Genomic DNA, 16,943 nt, shown 5'->3' with positions numbered 1-16,943 from the left:
ACCGCAAATGTGGATAACTATTTGACCAAAAAACCACTAAAAATGAGCTAAAAATCGTAGTTTTTTAGGATACTAAATTTGAAATTTTATATTTGTTGAAATTTATCATTCCAAAGGGAAAACAATATCCGAAAAAAGTAAAACAAAAAATCAATTATACTCATTAGATGAAAAGATCAACATTAAAACTTGGCAGCATTGCTACTGCAGTTGCATTAGTTTCCGTAATGGCTTCTTGCCAGAACAAAGAAAACGCAGGGACTACTACTGCTCCAAAATCTGAGTCGGCCACAGTAACAAGCGCAGAGAAAATCGTCTATGTTAATTCTGATTCCCTGTTAACAAAATATCAGTATTTCAAAGACTTAAAAACTAAACTTGACGCGAAGTCAAAAACAGCACAAACAGATCTTGCTTCTAAACAACAAGCTTTCCAACGTGAAGTCACTCAATATCAACAACAGCAAAACACTTTGCCTGCTGATCAAAGAGCTGCTACTGAAGAAAGATTAGCACGTAAACAACAAGAGCTACAAGCTTATTCTCAAAATGCAGGTGCTGCACTTCAAAATGAGCAAGCTACTGAGAATGAAAAATTATACGATAAAGTTGCAGAATACTTGAAAACTTATGCCAAAGGAAAAGGTTTCAAAATGGTATTAACTTATTCAAAAGGTAACAGCGCAATTTTATTTGCTGACGAATCTTTAGATGTAACCAGCGAAGTAATCGTAGGATTAAACGAAGCTTACTCAAAAGACAAAAAATAATCATCATCTGATGAATTTTAAATGCTCCGCTTAATCGGGGCATTTTTTTTGTGCTCCTATTTTTAGCATAAACATTGAGCTATCTATACTGGCAGCAGTATGATCCTCATTTCTAATCTCAATAAATCGACAATATGGACGTTACAACGCAGCAGCACGAAAAATTTATGAGAATGGCCATTGGCCTTTCAGAGAAGAATGTGACCGAAGAACTAGGTGGCCCATTTGGTGCAGTAGTGGTCAAAGATGGAAAAGTGATCGCAAAGAGCGGCAATAAAGTGACCAGTACAAATGATCCAACAGCCCATGCAGAGGTTTCCGCGATTAGAATGGCCTGCAAAAAACTGAAGACTTTTGACCTGAGCGGATGTGTGATTTATACCAGCTGTGAGCCTTGCCCGATGTGCCTAAGTGCGGTTTATTGGTCCAGAATCAACACGATTTATTATGCCAATACAAAAGTAGATGCAGCGAATATTGGCTTTGATGATCAATTCATTTATGAAGAATTGGAAAAACCAATGGCAGCGCGCAGCTTACCTATCCAGCAAATGCTAAGAGACGAAGCCCTCCAGGCTTTTAAACTTTGGGAGCAATCTTCCATGAGGGTCACTTATTAAATTCAACCGTTTAGGAGCTTAAAGAAATAATTATTGTAATATACACCCTGTGAATTACGAAGAGAAAATAACCATTGAACTGGAATTCTGGAAGCGAAAAATGAGGCTTAAACCCTCATTTTTCAATAAAATCACCAATAACGTTCAAAAGAAAATCAATAGCTATATTCCTAAAAAAATTCATACCGCGATCACGGTGACCATTAAAAATATGATCAAAGGGGTGTTGTACGGCTCTACCTATACCACTTCAAATATGCCTGCAATGGAAACGAGTCTGGTCCATAGAGAGGCTTTGGTAAAGCAGAAAATTGACAATTATTGCAGAACTGGAGCTGCAGAAGGAGGCATTACAGGTGCAGGCGGCTTCCTGATGAGCATGGCCGATTTCCCTATTCTCATTGGCATAAAAATGAAACTGCTATTTGAAATTGCAGCCCTGTATGGCTTTGATGTAAAGGATTATAGAGAACGCTTATATTTGCTCTATATTTTTCAGCTCGCTTTCTCCAGTCAGCAGGGAAGGACGAAGGTTTTCATGCACCTTGAAAACTGGGAAGATAAACTACATATCCTCCCGGAAAACGTAGACAGTATCGACTGGAAAACCCTTCAGCAGGAATACCGCGATTACATCGACCTCGCCAAACTAGCGCAGCTGTTACCAGTAGTTGGTGCAGCTATAGGTGCAATTGCCAATTATCAATTGATCAAACAGCTGGGAGAAACAGCAATGCAAGCTTATAGAATGAGATTATTAAAATAACACCCACTATTTTTCGCCTTCTTCCTCTTCAAAAAGACCACCAGTCAGGTCGTCGATTTCCCTGCGGTCTTTCTTTGTAGGCCTTCCTGCACCACGATCTCTGATCAATACCGGTGAATGGAACATTGATTTATAACCATGAGTCTCCTCTAAAGGGGTAATATCTTTATATTTAGTGACCGCTATTTTAGCCTCTACCCTATTGTATAAAAGCTCCACCACTTCAATTACTTTCTTCTCTATTCCTTTGGATACCTGATACACATCTCCAGGTTTGACTATTGCAGAAGCTTTAAGATTATTCCCATTGAATTTCACCCGACCCGCTTTACAAGCCTCTGTCGCTAAACTCCTGGTCTTAAATAATCTGATTGCCCATAAGTACTTATCTATCCGTAATTTTTCTTGCTCTGCCATAAAAAATCAAAAATACATTATAGAAAACAATGGTCTATACATAAAATTGATTTATTTTGTCAAAAAATAACTTAAAACATGATAGCACAATTAAAAAAGTTAGTAGAAGCCGCTTGGGAAGACAGAACTTTATTAGGATATAGTGAATATTGCGAAGCAATAGAAACGGTAATTATGCAACTTGATAAAGGTGAATTGCGCGTTGCTGAACCAGTACTGAACTCGTGGGCTGTGAATGAATGGATCAAAAAGGCAGTAATCCTTTATTTTCCAATCAGAGAAATGAAAGAAATTGAAGTTGGTCCTTTCGTATTTCATGATAAAATGAAATTGAAAACCAATTATAAAGAACTAGGTGTAAGAGTAGTACCTCATGGTATTGCACGATATGGCGCTTATTTGGCCAAAGGTGTGATCATGATGCCATCTTATGTAAATATCGGTGCCTACGTTGACGAAGGTACAATGGTGGATACATGGGCAACTGTAGGTTCATGTGCGCAAATCGGTAAACACGTTCACTTGAGTGGTGGTGTAGGTATTGGTGGTGTGTTAGAGCCAATTCAAGCTGCTCCGGTAATCATCGAAGACAATGTTTTCATTGGTTCAAGAGCAATCGTTGTGGAAGGTGTTCGTGTGGAAAGAGAAGCAGTGCTAGGTGCAAATGTAGTTTTAACAGCCTCTACTAAAATCATCGACGTTACAGGCAACACACCCGTTGAATATAAAGGTATCGTTCCTGCACGTTCAGTAGTAATTCCAGGTAGCTATGCGAAGAAATTCCCAGCTGGTGAATTCCAAGTTCCATGTGCATTGATCATTGGTCAGCGTAAAGAATCTACAGATAAAAAGACTTCTCTAAATGATGCATTGAGAGAAAATAATGTAGCAGTATAATATAATGAAGATTGGTTTTGACGGAAAGAGGGCAGCGAATAATTTAACAGGACTAGGGAATTACAGCAGGTCTTTAGTTACCCACCTGGCAGAATTTTTTCCTCAAAACCAATACTTTGTTTATACACCCAAAGTAAAAAATCATGCTCAGATTTCTCGATTTTTGAAAATAAAGGGGATTAAAACGGAGCTTCCTGATCGTCCGGGATGGTTCTGGAGAACTTCCGGAATCAAAAAACAATTACTAAAAGATCAGATTGACTTATTTCATGGCTTGAGTCATGAGATCCCCCTGGGTATCAAAAATTCAGGAATAGCAAGTGTAGTCACGATACATGACCTGATTTTCCTCAGGTTCCCCCAATATTACGGAAGGATAGACCGATTCATCTACCAGCTGAAATTTCGCTATGCCTGCAAACATGCAGACAAAATAGTAGCCATCAGTGAATGTACAAAAAGAGATCTTATCCATTTTTTCCATACCGACCCTGATAAAATTGAAGTCGTTTACCAAAGCTGTGACGACAGTTTTAAATCTGCAACTGATCAAAAGAAAAAACAGGACGTCAGGGATAAACACGAGCTGCCGGAAAAATATATTCTGAATGTAGGAACGATTGAAAGCCGGAAAAACCTGCTAACGCTAATCAAAGCATTGCCAGAAATTCATCCGGATTATCACCTCGTGGTTGTAGGAAAAAAAACAGCTTATACCGAACTGGTTAACAAAGAAATTGAGGTACTTGGCTTAAAATCAAGGGTCACCTTTTTACAGAATGTACCTTTCGAGGACCTACCCTCTATTTATCAAATGGCTAAGGCCTTCGTTTATCCATCATTATATGAAGGATTCGGAATTCCAATCATTGAAGCCTTGTATTCCGCTGTCCCGGTCATCGCCGCAACAGGTTCTTGTTTAGAAGAAGCAGGAGGCGAAAACAGCTTATATGTGGCCCCTTATGACAAAATTGCACTCTCTAACGCCATAAATAGAGTATTAAACAGTCCTGATCTCGCCACAAAGATGACAGTAAAAGGGCTGGAATATGTTAAAAAATTTGATACCCGGGTCCTCACAGAGGAAATGATTAAAATTTATACCCAGGTACTTTCCAACCAATAGAAATAACAGGTTATGCTTAGAACAGAAATTGAAAAGACCCTTCAGGTATTAAAAAACGGAGGGGTGATTCTTTATCCTACAGACACGGTTTGGGGGTTAGGATGTGATGCGACAAATGAAGCCGCAGTAGCCAGAATAAATGAGATCAAACAACGCAGCGCAGATAAAAGCTTTATCGTCCTGCTCGACAATGATGCTAAACTTCAAAGTTATGTCACGGAGATTCCTGAAGTCGCTTACGACTTAATCGAATACGCGGAAAACCCATTGACGATCATTTTCTCAGGTGCTAAAAATTTGGCTAAAAACGTGATCAATGAAGATGGCAGTGTAGGGATTAGAATTGTAAAGCATGATTTCTGCAAGGAGCTCATTCAACGCTTCCGTAAACCGATTACTTCCACTTCTGCTAATAAATCTGGTGAACCTTCCCCAGTCATCTTTGATGAGATTTCAGAAGAAATTAAAGCAGCAGTGGATTACGTAGTTGATTGGGAACAAGCACTGCAGACTCCGAAGAAACCTTCTACCATCATGAAATTAGCTCCCGGAGGTCAATTTTCCTTTATTAGAAAGTAAGTTTTATTACTTTTGTAACTCATTAATGGAAAAACATTTACAAAATCCAATATTTAAAGTCCTTGCCGATATTGCTCAAACACATCAGATTGAAGCATACGTAATAGGTGGGTATGTGCGCGATATTTTCTTGAAAAGACCCTCTAAAGACATCGATGTTGTGGTGCTGGGGAATGGGATTGAGTTTGCTGAATTAGTAGGTAAGCAACTCAAAACCAAGGTTGCGGTATTTAAAAACTTCGGCACTGCCATGTTAAAAACCCGCGATCTGGAAATAGAATTTGTTGGGGCCCGAAAAGAGTCCTATCGTGCAGATTCCCGCAAGCCTATCGTAGAAAACGGCACTATCAAAGACGATCAGCTGAGAAGAGATTTCACGATCAATGCCCTGGCCATCTCCCTGAATAAAGAAAATTATGCACAACTTGTTGATCCATTTAACGGAATTAACGACCTGGAGCAAAAACTCATCAGAACACCCCTTGATCCTGAGCTTACTTTTTCAGATGATCCATTAAGGATGATGAGGGCAATTCGTTTTGCCACCCAATTGGAGTTTAGCATAGACGAAAGTGCAATCAATGCCATCAAAAAACAGAAAGAAAGAATCAATATCGTATCAAAAGAGCGCATTACTGATGAACTCAACAAGATTATTCTTTCTAAAACACCTTCTATAGGTTTTAAATACCTGTTTGATACCGGTCTTTTGCACCTGGTATTTCCACAAATGGCCAATCTTTACGGAGTGGAGATCATTAATGGAAAAGGGCATAAAGATAATTTTTATCATACCTTGCAAGTTCTTGATAATATTTGTGAGGCTACCGACGACCTTTGGCTCCGTTGGGCGGCCATTCTTCATGACATTGCCAAACCAGCAACCAAGCGTTTTGAAGAAGGACATGGCTGGACTTTTCATGGTCATGAAGACAAAGGTGCAAGAATGGTACCTCAGATTTTCAATCAATTGAAACTTCCATTAAATGAGAAGATGAAATTGGTTCAGAAATTGGTACAGCTTCACCTCAGACCGATTGTTCTGGCACAGGAAGTGGTTACAGATTCGGCAGTCAGGAGGTTATTATTTGACGCCGGTGAAGATATAGAGAGTCTGATGATGCTCTGCAACGCCGATGTCACTACTAAAAACGAGTACAAAGTAAAAAAGTACCGTAATAACTTTGAGCTGGTTAAACAGAAGCTTAAAGACGTAGAAGAACGCGACAAGGTAAGAAACTGGCAACCGCCGATCACAGGTACCCACATCATGGAGATCTTTGGTTTAGGCGCAGGCAAAGAAGTAGGGCTCATCAAAAATGCCATCCGTGAAGCAATTCTGGAAGGTGAGATCAAAAATGACTATGATGAGGCACTACAGTTTATGCTGGAAAAAGCCAAAGAATTTGGCCTTCAGCCCGTAAAGCACTAATACAAAGTACAATAATATTTTATAATTTTATAGCTAGAAAAAAAGCTCAGATGGCAATTTATAGATTTAGAATAAGTTTCGAGGATTTCGATGAGGTAGTTAGGGAAATCGATATTAAACCAAGCCAGACATTTGAAGATTTACATCGTGCGATACATCGCTCAACAGGATATTCTGCTGAAAAATCCTCTTCTTTTTATGTGAGTACTGACCATTGGATCAAAGGGGACGAAATTGCCTACCTGCCAAATCAACGTAAAACAGATAGAGGGGTAACTTTAATGGAAAAAGCCAAACTGAGCAGCTTCATCGAAGATCCGCACCAGAAATTCTATTATATCTACAACTTCGATCGTCCGTTTGATTTTCATGTAGAATTGATCAAGATCATTCTGGAAACTGATCCGAACCTAGAGTACCCTGTACTGGTTAAAAGTGTTGGAGAAGCGCCTAAAATCATTGATAAAGACAATTTCAACGCAGTTGCAGTATCCTCAAATGAGGCATCTACTGAATTTGACTTCTTAAATGAGCTGGATTTTGTTCCTGGTGATACGGAAGAATTAGCCGCCATGGACGGAAGAGGCATCAATACGGAAGAAAAAACGATTGATGACGACGCTGATGAAGATTCGGCTGATGCAGATGAGTATGGCAGCGACGAAGACAGCTATGAAGATGATGAGTACGGTGGTAAAGACGACGATTACTAGGATTCGATCATGCTATTGAATAAAACCTTAATTGTAATTGTAGGCCCTACCGGAATAGGAAAAACTGCATTGGCTATTGAACTGGCCAGACACTTTTCTACAGAGATCATTTCGGCGGATTCCCGTCAGTTCTTTAAGGAGATGCAAATTGGGACTGCAAAACCTTCCCAGGAAGAGTTAAATGCGGCCCCTCATCATTTCATTAACTCCCATAGTATAACAACCCTGTTTAGCACCGGAGACTTTGAAGTACAAGCCTTACAGCTGATGGAAGAACTTTTTAAAAAACAGGATCTGCTGATGATGGTCGGCGGATCCGGTTTATACATTGATGCTGTATGCAATGGCCTCGATGACCTTCCGGATACAGACCTCAACATCCGCGAACAATTAAAACAAAAGCTGGAAAATGAAGGGATTGAATCCATCAAACAGCAGCTAAAAATCCATGATCCTGAGTATTATGAAAAAGTAGATCAGGCCAACCCACAAAGGATGGTCAGGGGATTGGAATTCTTCCTGTCTACTGGCGAGAAACTCTCCTCCTATCAAACCAACAGTAAAAAGCAAAGACCTTTCAACATCATTAAAATAGGGCTCAATATAGACCGTATAGCACTCTATCAGCGCATCAACCATAGAGTTGACCAAATGATGGACGCAGGTTTGCTGGAAGAGGTAAAAGGGCTACAGGAGTATAGAAAGTACAATGCCTTAAATACGGTAGGTTATTCGGAATTATTCGACTTTCTTGATGGTCATACCCCACTAGAAGCTGCGGTAGATAAAATCAAGCAAAACACACGTCGCTTTGCGAAACGCCAGCTGACCTGGTTTAGAAGGGATGACAACACTGCCTGGTTCGAACCCAATGCCAGCAAAGCCGTCATCCTTCATATCAATAATGCATTAAAATCTTAAGCCTGAGCTGTTGGTCCTCCAAAATTCATTGGAAATCCAGGAGGCTCATCCTGCGTTTTAATTTTGCCATAAGCAGTTTCATATTTTTCGAGATTATCTTGCATTGCCGCCATTAACCTTTTAGCATGTTCCGGTGTCAGTATAATTCTTGATTTCACTCTCGCCTTAGGCACCCCAGGCATCACTCTGATAAAGTCCAGTACAAACTCCGTATTGGAATGTGTGATGATGGCTAGATTCGAAAAAATCCCTTCTGCGATCTCTTCAGAAAGTTCAATACTTAATTGGTTGTCATTTTGCTGTTCTTCCATAGCACAAAACTATTACTTTAATCCATATGGAGGTAGTGGATGGCCAATTATTTTCCAAAGCATTACGCATAAAAAAAGTCCCCCGACTTTATCAGAAGGGGGACTTTTCAAAAGATATTTAAATATTAAGCATCTACTTCTTCTTGTTTCGAAGCTAATAATTTATCGTATTCTTCTTGTGAACCTACAATGATACGCTCATATCCACGTACACCTGTACCTGAAGGAATTAAGTGTCCAACAATTACGTTTTCTTTTAATCCAAGCATGTTATCACGTTTACCAGCGATTGCTGCTTCGTTTAACACTTTTGTAGTCTCCTGGAAGGATGCTGCAGAGATGAACGATTTCGTTCCTAATGAAGCACGTGTAATACCTTGTAACATTGAACTCGCAGTTGCAGGTCTTGCATCACGAACTTCAATTTGTCTCAGATCTTTACGTTTCAATTGAGAATTTTCATCTCTTAATTTACGTAAAGAAAGGATTTGTCCAGGTTTCACTGTGTTAGAATCACCAGCTTCTACCACAACTTTCTTGTCATAGATCTCGTCATTCTCAATCATGAAGTCCCAACGATCTGCAAGATTATTCTCTAAGAAAGTGGTATCTCCCGGATCTTCAATATGGACTTTTTGCATCATCTGGTGTACAATCACCTCAAAGTGTTTATCATTGATTTTCACACCTTGTAAGCGGTAAACCTCTTGGATACCATTCACTAGATATTCTTGTACAGCAGCAGGGCCTTTAATCGCTAAGATATCCGCTGGAGAGATAGAACCATCAGACAGAGGCATACCTGCTTTCACAAAGTCATTATCCTGAACCAGGATGTGTTTAGACAATGGAACAAGGTATTTTTTAACTTCGCCGTCTTTAGATTCGATCGTCATTTCGCGGTTACCACGTTTAACGCCACCTAAGGTTACCACACCATCAATCTCTGTTACTACAGCAGGGTTTGAAGGGTTACGTGCTTCGAAAAGCTCCGTTACACGTGGTAAACCACCCGTGATATCTCTAGTTTTACCAGTTGCACGAGGAATCTTAACCAGGATCTGACCAGTTTTAACTGCGTCACCTTCATCGATAGCGATGTGGGCTCCAACAGGGATGTTATATCCTCTGATCAATTCACCTTTTTTATCCACAACCCGTACAGAAGGGTTTTTAGTTTTATCACGTGTATCGATAATTACTTTCTCACGGTGACCAGTTTGCTCATCTGACTCTTCACGGAAGGTTACACCTTCAACGATCGCATCAAATTCGATTTTACCAGCGAACTCAGAGATAATTACCGCGTTATATGGATCCCATGAACAAATCTTATCCCCTTTAGTGATTTTAGCACCATCCTCAACATATAAGAATGAACCGTAAGGAATGTTATTGGTCATGATCACTTTGTTTGTACCAGGCTCTACAATTTTGAACTCACCTGAACGACCTAAAACAATTTGTTTCACACCATCTTCAGTATCATTCTCAACTGTACGAACATTTTCAAACTCGATGATACCATCAAATTTAGCATTGATTTGAGATTCTGCAGCAATGTTCGATGCAGTACCCCCAACGTGGAACGTACGAAGTGTTAACTGTGTACCCGGCTCACCGATGGATTGTGCAGCAATTACACCGACAGCTTCCCCTTTTTGAACACGTTTACCAGTTGCTAAGTTACGACCGTAACAAAGCGCACAAACTCCGCGTTTATTTTCGCAGGTTAATACCGAACGAATTTCAACACCTTCTAATGGTGATTCTTCAATTGCTTTTGCAATATCTTCATCAATATCCATTCCGGCTCCCACTAACAGTTCACCATTCATAGGATTGAATACATCATGTAGAGAGATACGACCTAATAATCTGTCATATAACGGCTCAACAATGTCTTCATTATCTTTCAATGCAGTAGTGTACATACCTCTTAAAGTACCACAATCTTCTGCATTAACGATCATATCCTGTGCTACATCATGTAAACGACGTGTCAAGTAACCCGCATCCGCCGTTTTTAACGCCGTATCCGCAAGACCTTTACGCGCACCGTGAGTAGAGATAAAGTATTCTAATACCGATAGACCTTCCTTAAAGTTAGATAGAATCGGATTTTCAATAATCTCACCACCTGAACCTGATTTCTGAGGCTTAGCCATCAAACCACGCATACCGCATAGCTGACGAATCTGCTCTTTCGAACCACGGGCTCCAGAATCCAACATCATGTAAACTGAGTTGAAACCTTGATTATCGCTCGATAACTGAGTCATCACGAATGATGTTAAACGGTTATTGATACGAGTCCAGATATCGATAATTTGGTTGTAACGCTCGTTGTTGGTAATGAATCCCATGTTATAGTTATTCCTTACTTCTTCAACTTCAGCAGAAGCTTGTTCCAATAGCGCTTGTTTCTCAACAGGAATGTTTACATCTTGTAAATTAAATGATAAACCTCCTCTGAATGCCATTTGGAAACCTAATTCTTTGATATCATCTAAGAATCTTGCTGCGCGAGACATACCGGTAACTTTTACTACGTGACCAATGATATCTCTAAGAGATTTCTTAGTCAATAGTTCATTGATGTAACCAACTTCTGCCGGAACCATTTGATTAAATAGTACACGACCTACAGTTGTATCCAACAATTTATTAACGATTGTTCCGTCTTCCAGTTTCACATTTACCTTCACTTTGATAAACGCGTGAAGATCAATTCTCTTCTCATTGTAAGCAATGATTACTTCTTCAGGAGAATAGAAGGAGAAATCTTGTCCGTTAACTACACGTTTATCGTCTGTTCTACGGCCTTTAGTAATGTAGTAAAGACCCAAAACCATATCCTGTGAAGGTACAGTAATCGGCGTTCCGTTTGCAGGGTTTAGAATGTTGTGCGCAGCAAGCATTAATACTTGTGCCTCTAAGATTGCGGCGTGTCCTAATGGCAAGTGTACTGCCATCTGGTCACCGTCAAAATCCGCGTTAAATGCGGTACATACTAATGGGTGTAATTGGATCGCTTTACCTTCCACCAATTTAGGTTGGAAAGACTGGATACCCAATCTGTGTAGTGTTGGTGCACGATTCAGTAATACCGGGTGACCTTTTAAAACATTCTCCAGAATATCCCAAACTAATGGGTCTTTTCTGTCTACAATTTTCTTTGCAGATTTTACTGTTTTAACGATACCTCTTTCTATCATCTTGCGAATGATAAACGGTTTGAATAGCTCAGCAGCCATATCTTTAGGTAAACCGCATTCATGTAATTTAAGGTTTGGACCGACAACAATTACCGAACGAGCAGAATAATCCACACGTTTACCTAATAAATTCTGACGGAAACGACCTTGTTTACCTTTCAGGATGTCTGAAAGAGATTTTAAAGCACGGTTACCTTCAGTTTTAACTGCATTTACTTTTCGTGAGTTATCAAATAACGAATCTACCGCTTCCTGTAACATACGTTTTTCGTTACGTAAAATTACTTCCGGCGCTTTGATCTCGATTAAACGTTTCAAACGATTGTTACGGATAATCACACGACGGTATAGATCATTTAGATCTGAAGTCGCGAAACGACCACCTTCAAGAGGTACTAACGGACGCAATTCCGGTGGAATAACTGGAACGATCTTGATGATCATCCACTCTGGGTTATTCTCAATACGGGTTCTTGCACCACGGAAAGCTTCCACTACCTGTAAACGTTTCAAAGCTTCGTTTTTACGTTGCTGAGAAGTTTCGTTTGCAGCCTGGTGGCGTAAATTATAAGATAAAGTATCTAAATCAATACGTTTCAATAAATCTTCTAATGCTTCAGCACCCATTTTGGCGATGAATTTATTAGGGTCTTTATCGTCTAAATATTGGTTTTCTTTTGGCAACTTATCAAGAATATCAAGATATTCCTCTTCAGTTAAGAAATCCATGTATTGAATGCCTTCTTCTGCCATGAAACCAGGTTGAATTACTACATAACGCTCGTAGTAAATGATCAAATCTAATCTCTTTGTAGGCAATCCTAATAAGTATCCAATTTTATTTGGTAAAGAGCGGAAATACCAGATATGCGCCACAGGAACTACCAGATTGATGTGTCCCATACGCTCTCTACGTACTTTCTTTTCTGTAACCTCAACACCACAACGGTCACATACAATACCCTTATAACGGATACGTTTGTATTTACCGCAATGACATTCGTAATCTTTAACCGGACCGAAAATACGCTCGCAGAACAAACCATCACGCTCAGGTTTGTAAGTACGGTAATTGATCGTCTCAGGTTTTAACACCTCCCCACTAGAGCGCTCTAAAATAGCCTCCGGCGATGCCAAACTAATGGTGATCGAGGTGAAATTGCTTTTTAATTTATTATCCTTTTTGTAAGACATAGCTCTTTTGTTTGAATTTGAAAATTTAAAAAGCCGGAACGGACACCAGCTTAACTGCGGTCCGTTCCAGCATTAAAAAATTCAACATTAGTCTAACGTAATATCTAAACCTAATCCGCGTAACTCATGTACCAATACATTGAATGATTCTGGTACACCTGGCGTAGGAAGGTTTTCGCCTTTTACAATCGCCTCATAAGTTTTGGCCCTACCGATCACATCATCTGACTTAACAGTTAAGATCTCTTGTAGGATATTAGCCGCACCGAATGCCTCTAATGCCCAAACCTCCATCTCACCAAAACGCTGTCCACCGAACTGAGCTTTACCACCCAATGGCTGTTGTGTAATTAATGAATATGGTCCGATTGAACGAGCGTGCATCTTATCATCAACCATGTGCCCTAATTTCAACATGTAGATAATACCTACAGTTGTTGGCTGGTCAAATTTCTCACCCGTTAAACCATTATGTAAGTAAGTTCTACCTGAAGCAGGTACACCAGCTTTAGCGATCCAGTCTTCTACCTCGTCATGTTTAGCACCATCAAAGATTGGAGTGGCAAATTTCACACCCAACTCTTTACCGGCCCATGCCAATACAGTTTCATAGATCTGGCCCAAGTTCATACGTGAAGGTACACCCAGTGGGTTCAACACGATATCAACAGGTGTTCCATCTTCTAAGAACGGCATATCTTCATCACGAACGATACGGGCTACAATACCCTTATTACCGTGACGACCAGCCATCTTATCACCTACTTTTAATTTACGTTTTTTAGCTACATAAACCTTAGCCATTTGTACAATACCTGATGGCAATTCATCACCAACACTGATGGCGAATTTATCACGTTTGTAAGCACCTAGTTCTTCGTTCACACGAATACCATAGTTGTGCAACAGCAATTTAATCTGGTCATTTTTCTCTTCATCAGTAGTCCATTTGTATGGGTTGATGTGAGCATATTCCAGATCAGCAAGACTTTTCTGCGTAAATTTAGCGCCTTTAGGGAACAATAATTCCTTGTAAACATTGAATACACCTTGAGATGTTTTACCGTTTACAATCTGGAATAACTTATCTACAAGCTCATTTTTCAGATTAGTAGTTGCAAGGTCATATCTCTTATCTAATTTCTCTATCGCCGCTTTTTCTTCAGCTTTAGTAGTTTTCTTAGCTCTAGAGAATAACTTCGTATCAATTACCACACCTTTAATCGATGGTGGAGTTTTCAAGGATGCATCTTTCACATCACCTGCTTTATCACCAAAGATCGCACGTAATAATTTCTCTTCCGGCGAAGGATCAGATTCTCCTTTAGGAGTGATTTTACCAATCAGGATGTCTCCTTCTTTCACTTCAGCACCTACACGGATGATACCGTTTTCATCTAAATCTTTAGTAGCTTCTTCAGAAACGTTAGGGATATCTGGTGTTAATTCCTCTTCTCCACGTTTTGTATCACGTACTTCTAATTCAAACTCTTCGATGTGTAATGAAGTAAAGATATCTTCACGAACAATACGTTCGCTAATTACGATCGCATCCTCAAAGTTGTATCCTTGCCAAGGCATGAAAGCAACTTTTAAGTTTCTTCCTAATGCCAACTCCCCATTTTCAGTAGCATAACCTTCACATAGTACTTGTCCTTTTACTACTTTCTGACCTTTCTTAACGATTGGTTTCAAGTTGATACAAGTATTCTGATTGGTTTTCTTGAATTTGATTAATTTATATGTTTTGCTATCACCTTCGAATGAAACCAAACGATCTGCATCGTTTCTTACATACTTGATGGTGATTTCATTTGAATCCACATATTCTACTACACCTTCACCTTCAGCATTGATCAGTGTTCTTGAATCGCGGGCTACGCGACCTTCTAAACCTGTACCAACGATTGGTGCTTCAGGACGTAACAATGGTACGGCCTGACGTTGCATGTTGGATCCCATCAAGGCCCTGTTCGCATCATCATGCTCCAGGAACGGAATCAACGAAGCAGCGATCGATGTAATCTGATTAGGTGCCACGTCCATTAAGTCTAATTTCTCAGGCTCAATAACCGGGAAGTCACCCTCGTAACGTGCTTTAACACGTGCAGTGGTGAAATTACCTTGATCATCATAAGCAGCATTCGCTTGTGCAATAGTTTTACCATCTTCATCTTCTGCAGACAGGTAAATCACATCCTCATCTACCTGAACAATTCCGTCTTTAACTTTTTTGTATGGAGTTTCAATAAAACCTAAGTTATTGATCTTCGCGTGAACGCAAAGAGAAGAGATCAAACCAATGTTTGGACCCTCCGGAGTTTCAATCGTACAAAGACGACCGTAGTGAGTATAGTGAACGTCACGTACCTCGAAACCGGCACGTTCACGTGAAAGACCACCTGGGCCTAAGGCTGAAAGACGACGCTTGTGCGTAATCTCTGCCAGAGGATTCGTCTGGTCCATGAACTGCGACAACTGGTTGGTACCAAAGAATGAATTAATTACCGACGATAAAGTACGGGCATTAATTAAGTCTGTTGGCGTAAACACCTCGTTATCACGAATGTTCATACGTTCACGAATGGTACGAGCCATACGCGCTAAACCAACACCAAATTGAGCGTATAATTGCTCACCTACTGTACGAACACGACGATTCGACAAGTGATCAATATCATCCACTTCTTCTTTTGAGTTGATCAATTTGATCAGGTATTTAACAATCGCAATAATATCCGCTTTTGTCAATACTTTAACGTGATCTGGAGTATCCATTTTCAACTTACGGTTGATGCGGTATCTACCTACATCTCCTAAGTCATAACGTTTATCCGAGAAGAACAAACGCTCAATGATACCTCTTGCAGTTTCCTCATCAGGCGGTTCTGCGTTACGCAAAGCACGATAGATGTTTTCAACAGCCTCTTTTTCAGAGTTTGAAGTATCTTTTTGTAATGTATTATAGATAATGGTATAATCAGCTTGGCTGGCACCATCATCTTTAGATAAGATGATCGTTTTAACGCCCGCATCAATGATCATATCAATGTGCTCATCTTCTAAAACAGTATCTCTGTCTAAGATTACTTCGTTACGATCAATGGAAACTACCTCACCGGTATCTTCATCCACAAAATCTTCAACCCATTTTCTTAGAACCCTTGCAGCAAGTTTACGTCCGATATATTTCTTTAAACCTGATTTGCTAACTTTTACTTCATCAGCAAGATCAAATAATTCAAGGATGTCTTTATCAGAATCGTAACCGATCGCACGCAATAACGTAGTTACCGGGAATTTTTTCTTACGGTCGATGTAAGCATACATCACGTTGTTCACGTCTGTAGCAAACTCGATCCATGATCCTTTGAAAGGAATCACACGCGCAGAATAAAGCTTAGTACCATTTGTGTGACGGCTCTGGCCGAAGAACACACCTGGCGACCTGTGTAATTGCGAAACAATTACGCGCTCTGCACCGTTGATTACGAAGGTACCTTTAGGGGTCATATATGGAATAGTTCCCAGGTACACATCTTGAATGATGGTTTCAAAATCTTCGTGTTCTGCATCATTACAAGAAAGTTTCAGCTTCGCTTTTAATGGAACACTATACGTTAACCCACGGTCAATACACTCAGGTATATCGTAACGCGGTGGATCAATAAAATAATCTAGGAATTCTAAAACAAAGATATTTCTAGAATCTGTGATTGGGAAGTTTTCAGCAAACACCTTAAATAAACCTTCTGTGTGACGATTATCTGAAGTGGTCTCGATCTGAAAAAATTCTCTGAATGATTGCAACTGTACATCTAGAAAATCCGGGTAATCTATGATGTGCTTACTACGTGCAAAATTTACTCTTTGGTCGACTTTATTTGCCAATGGACTAAAGTTAATTTAGTTTAAGAATAAACTATTTGTTTGGTTTGCCGTTAAACGTTTTCACCAGCCAAACAAGATGAAATGTTTA

Annotated in this window: 13 protein-coding genes; 9 read left to right on the top strand and 4 right to left on the bottom strand. The window is 39.8% G+C overall.

Annotated features, from left to right (window positions below; translation table 11 throughout):
• Positions 1-167: 167 nt before the first annotated feature.
• The 3 genes from H9X96_RS16470 (at position 168) to H9X96_RS16460 (ending at position 2,156) form a co-directional block, all read left to right on the top strand.
• Positions 168-770 carry an OmpH family outer membrane protein gene (locus tag H9X96_RS16470; protein WP_187667339.1) on the top strand — a complete coding sequence of 201 codons (603 nt, stop codon included), beginning with the start codon at positions 168-170 and terminating at the stop codon, positions 768-770.
• Positions 771-904: 134 nt separating this feature from the next.
• Positions 905-1,390, top strand: coding sequence for a nucleoside deaminase (locus H9X96_RS16465; protein WP_187667338.1), 486 nt, complete (start codon positions 905-907; stop codon positions 1,388-1,390).
• Between the two features lie 49 nt (positions 1,391-1,439).
• Positions 1,440-2,156, top strand: coding sequence for an EcsC family protein (locus H9X96_RS16460; RefSeq protein ID WP_370576749.1), 717 nt, complete (start codon positions 1,440-1,442; stop codon positions 2,154-2,156).
• Between the two features lie 6 nt (positions 2,157-2,162).
• Here the strand turns inward: H9X96_RS16460 and H9X96_RS16455 are convergent, their stop codons facing one another.
• Positions 2,163-2,573, bottom strand: coding sequence for an RNA-binding S4 domain-containing protein (locus H9X96_RS16455; protein ID WP_187667337.1), 411 nt, complete (start codon positions 2,571-2,573; stop codon positions 2,163-2,165).
• Between the two features lie 78 nt (positions 2,574-2,651).
• On the opposite strand from H9X96_RS16455, the gene H9X96_RS16450 reads away from it, so the two are divergent.
• Genes H9X96_RS16450 through miaA form a run of 6 tightly spaced genes read left to right on the top strand, consistent with a single transcriptional unit; the run spans position 2,652 to position 8,241 of the window.
• Positions 2,652-3,470 (top strand): 2,3,4,5-tetrahydropyridine-2,6-dicarboxylate N-succinyltransferase, encoded by an 819-nt coding sequence (locus H9X96_RS16450; protein ID WP_062550280.1) that lies wholly within the window; start codon positions 2,652-2,654, stop codon positions 3,468-3,470.
• A 4-nt stretch (positions 3,471-3,474) separates the two neighbouring features.
• A complete protein-coding gene (locus H9X96_RS16445; RefSeq protein WP_187667336.1) occupies positions 3,475-4,596 on the top strand; it encodes a glycosyltransferase family 1 protein in 1,122 nt (373 codons plus the stop codon).
• Between the two features lie 12 nt (positions 4,597-4,608).
• The gene (locus tag H9X96_RS16440; RefSeq protein WP_187667335.1) at positions 4,609-5,175 is read left to right on the top strand and encodes an L-threonylcarbamoyladenylate synthase; all 567 of its coding nucleotides are present in this window, start codon (positions 4,609-4,611) and stop codon (positions 5,173-5,175) included.
• A 25-nt stretch (positions 5,176-5,200) separates the two neighbouring features.
• Complete coding sequence (locus H9X96_RS16435; protein ID WP_187667334.1) at positions 5,201-6,607, top strand: CCA tRNA nucleotidyltransferase; 1,407 nt, start codon at positions 5,201-5,203, stop codon at positions 6,605-6,607.
• 50 nt (positions 6,608-6,657) lie between these two features.
• Positions 6,658-7,320, top strand: a complete 663-nt coding sequence (locus H9X96_RS16430; protein WP_187667333.1) for a hypothetical protein — start codon at positions 6,658-6,660, stop codon at positions 7,318-7,320.
• 9 nt (positions 7,321-7,329) lie between these two features.
• On the top strand, positions 7,330-8,241 hold the full coding sequence (gene miaA / locus H9X96_RS16425; protein WP_187667332.1) for a tRNA (adenosine(37)-N6)-dimethylallyltransferase MiaA: 912 nt from the start codon (positions 7,330-7,332) through the stop codon (positions 8,239-8,241).
• Here miaA and H9X96_RS16420 read toward each other — a convergent pair.
• From H9X96_RS16420 to rpoB, 3 genes are all read right to left on the bottom strand, one after another.
• Positions 8,238-8,552 (bottom strand): DUF3467 domain-containing protein, encoded by a 315-nt coding sequence (locus H9X96_RS16420; RefSeq protein WP_062550286.1) that lies wholly within the window; start codon positions 8,550-8,552, stop codon positions 8,238-8,240. The genes miaA and H9X96_RS16420 overlap by 4 nt on opposite strands.
• A 125-nt stretch (positions 8,553-8,677) precedes the next feature.
• Entirely contained in the window at positions 8,678-12,964 is a 4,287-nt protein-coding gene (gene rpoC / locus H9X96_RS16415; protein ID WP_187667331.1) for a DNA-directed RNA polymerase subunit beta', read from the bottom strand.
• An 87-nt stretch (positions 12,965-13,051) separates the two neighbouring features.
• Positions 13,052-16,855, bottom strand: a complete 3,804-nt coding sequence (rpoB, locus tag H9X96_RS16410; protein ID WP_062550288.1) for a DNA-directed RNA polymerase subunit beta — start codon at positions 16,853-16,855, stop codon at positions 13,052-13,054.
• Positions 16,856-16,943 lie beyond the last annotated feature (88 nt).

Origin of the sequence: Pedobacter sp. N36a, assembly GCF_014472395.1 — a bacterium.
In the GTDB taxonomy this organism is placed as follows: domain Bacteria; phylum Bacteroidota; class Bacteroidia; order Sphingobacteriales; family Sphingobacteriaceae; genus Pedobacter.
This window is presented reverse-complemented; position numbering and strand designations above follow the sequence as displayed.

Excerpts from the sequence above, each read along its gene's own strand:
- H9X96_RS16470 (WP_187667339.1), top strand. The coding sequence starts at position 168 with ATGAAAAGATCAACATTAAAACTTGGCAGCATTGCTACTGCAGTTGCA.
- H9X96_RS16465 (WP_187667338.1), top strand. The coding sequence starts at position 905 with ATGGACGTTACAACGCAGCAGCACGAAAAATTTATGAGAATGGCCATT.
- H9X96_RS16455 (WP_187667337.1), bottom strand. The coding sequence starts at position 2,573 with ATGGCAGAGCAAGAAAAATTACGGATAGATAAGTACTTATGGGCAATC.
- H9X96_RS16450 (WP_062550280.1), top strand. The coding sequence starts at position 2,652 with ATGATAGCACAATTAAAAAAGTTAGTAGAAGCCGCTTGGGAAGACAGA.
- H9X96_RS16445 (WP_187667336.1), top strand. The coding sequence starts at position 3,475 with ATGAAGATTGGTTTTGACGGAAAGAGGGCAGCGAATAATTTAACAGGA.
- H9X96_RS16440 (WP_187667335.1), top strand. The coding sequence starts at position 4,609 with ATGCTTAGAACAGAAATTGAAAAGACCCTTCAGGTATTAAAAAACGGA.
- H9X96_RS16435 (WP_187667334.1), top strand. The coding sequence starts at position 5,201 with ATGGAAAAACATTTACAAAATCCAATATTTAAAGTCCTTGCCGATATT.
- H9X96_RS16430 (WP_187667333.1), top strand. The coding sequence starts at position 6,658 with ATGGCAATTTATAGATTTAGAATAAGTTTCGAGGATTTCGATGAGGTA.
- miaA (WP_187667332.1), top strand. The coding sequence starts at position 7,330 with ATGCTATTGAATAAAACCTTAATTGTAATTGTAGGCCCTACCGGAATA.
- H9X96_RS16420 (WP_062550286.1), bottom strand. The coding sequence starts at position 8,552 with ATGGAAGAACAGCAAAATGACAACCAATTAAGTATTGAACTTTCTGAA.
- rpoC (WP_187667331.1), bottom strand. The coding sequence starts at position 12,964 with ATGTCTTACAAAAAGGATAATAAATTAAAAAGCAATTTCACCTCGATC.